Origin of the sequence: Mycobacterium sp. 1165178.9 (assembly GCF_001673555.1) — a bacterium.
In the GTDB taxonomy this organism is placed as follows: domain Bacteria; phylum Actinomycetota; class Actinomycetes; order Mycobacteriales; family Mycobacteriaceae; genus Mycobacterium.
Genome location: NZ_LZMB01000215.1, coordinates 1 through 1,963, shown reverse-complemented (window position 1 = coordinate 1,963; position 1,963 = coordinate 1). Strand labels below are relative to the sequence as shown.

General features: G+C 58.8%; 2 protein-coding genes. One reads left to right on the top strand and one right to left on the bottom strand.

Annotated features, from left to right (window positions below; genetic code table 11):
- The first annotated feature begins 120 nt into the window (after nt 1-120).
- Entirely contained in the window at nt 121-981 is an 861-nt protein-coding gene (locus A5652_RS10050; protein ID WP_067350034.1) for a cyclopropane mycolic acid synthase family methyltransferase, read from the top strand.
- 1 nt (nt 982) lies between these two features.
- Here A5652_RS10050 and A5652_RS10045 read toward each other — a convergent pair whose 3' ends face one another.
- Nucleotides 983-1,843, bottom strand: coding sequence for a cyclopropane mycolic acid synthase family methyltransferase (locus A5652_RS10045; RefSeq protein WP_067350031.1), 861 nt, complete (start codon nt 1,841-1,843; stop codon nt 983-985).
- Nucleotides 1,844-1,963: the final 120 nt, after the last annotated feature.

Below are 1,963 nucleotides of genomic sequence, written 5' to 3'. Positions count from 1 at the left end.
GCAAGAAATCCGGGCAAGGCTTCTATACCTACTGAGGCGGCCGGTGATTGGGTCGTCGCGATGCCATTGTGTCGATCGGGTAGCATTCTCGCGACAACCGACGAGAGGCATCCGAATCGCATGGCTGAATTGAAGCCGTATTACGAAGAGTCGCAATCCATCTACGACATCTCGGACGAATTCTTCTCGTTATTCCTAGACCCGACCATGGCCTACAGCTGCGCGTACTTCGAGCGCGACGACATGACGCTCGAAGAGGCCCAGAACGCAAAGTTCGACCTGGCGCTGGGCAAGCTGAACCTCGAACCCGGCATGACGTTGCTCGACATCGGTTGCGGTTGGGGTGGAGCGCTGCAACGAGCGATCGAGAAATTCGATGTCAACATCATCGGAATCACGCTCAGCCGCAACCAGTTTGAATACAGCAAGGCCAAGCTTGGCGGGTTGCCGACCCGGCGCAACGTCGAGGTGCGGTTGCAGGGCTGGGAGGAGTTCGACGACAAGGTCGACCGTATCGTCACCATCGGCGCCTTCGAGCACTTCGGACGCCAGCGCTATACCCGCTTCTTCGAAATGGCGTACCAGGTGCTGCCCGCAGACGGGGTGATGCTGCTGCACACGATTGCCCGTCCCACCTTCAAGGAAGCCCGGGCGCGCGGCATGAGGTTGACGCACGAAATCGTCCACTTCAGTCAGTTCATCTTGTCCGAGATCTTCCCTGGGGGATGGTTGCCGACGATTCCGTCGGTCGAACACCACGCGACCGCGGCGGGCTTCAACGTGGCTCGGGTGCATTCGTTGCAGCTGCACTACGCGCGCACCCTCGACACCTGGGCCACCGCGCTCGAGGCCAACAGGGAGATGGCCATCGCGATCCAGTCGCAGGAGGTCTACGACCGCTATATGCACTATCTGACCGGGTGCGAGAATTTCTTCCGCAAAGGCGTCACCAATGTGGGGCAGTTCACGCTCGTCAAGTAGCTCACTTCTCCAAGGTGAACTGGGCGACGTCGGTATAGCCCTCGCGGAACAGGTCCGCGCAACCGGTCAGGTACCTCATGTAGCGGTCGTAGACCTCTTCGGATTGGATCGCGACGGCTTTTTCTTTATTGGCGTCAAGATTTGCCGCCCACATGTTCAGCGTCCGCTCGTAATGCTCGCGCAGCAATTGCACTCTTTCGACCGAAAAGCCGGCTGCCTGCGCAAACTTAAAAATGTCTTCCTGCGCTGGCAACTGCCCGCCCGGGAAAATTTCCGCGCCGATGAATCGCATGAATCGCACGTCGCCCATCGTCAGCGAGACGCCGCGCTCATGCAGCTGTTTTTGGGTGTGCGCCAAAATCGTGTGCAAGAGCATTCTGCCGTCGTCGGGAAGGACGTCGTGGGTGTGGCCGAAAAAGGCGGCCCACCGTTCCGACTTGAAGGCTTCGAAGGCGCCGATGGTGACGATACGGTCGACCTTGTCGTCGAACTCCTCCCAGCCCTGCAACCGCACCTCGACGTTGCGCCGGGTCGGCAACCCGCCAAGCTTGGCCTTGCTGTATTCAAACTGGTTGCGGCTGAGCGTGATTCCGATGATGTTGACATCGAATTTCTCGATCGCTCGTTGCAGCGCTCCACCCCAACCGCAACCGATGTCGAGCAACGTCATGCCGGGTTCGAGGTTCAGCTTGCCCAGCGCCAGGTCGAACTTTGCGTTCTGGGCCTCCTCGAGGGTCATGTCGTCCCGCTCGAAGTAGGCGCAGGTGTAGGTCTGGGTGGGATCTAGGAATAACGAGAAGAATTCGTCCGAGATGTCGTAGATGGATTGCGACTCTTCGTAATACGGCTTCAATTCAGCCATGCGATTCGGATGCCTCTCGTCGGTTGTCGCGAGAATGCTACCCGATCGACACAATGGCATCGCGACGACCCAATCACCGGCCGCCTCAGTAGGTATAGAAGCCTTGCCCGGATTTCTTGC

Coding starts and splice junctions, on each gene's coding strand:
- A5652_RS10050 (WP_067350034.1), top strand. CDS start 121: ATGGCTGAATTGAAGCCGTATTACGAAGAGTCGCAATCCATCTACGAC.
- A5652_RS10045 (WP_067350031.1), bottom strand. CDS start 1,843: ATGGCTGAATTGAAGCCGTATTACGAAGAGTCGCAATCCATCTACGAC.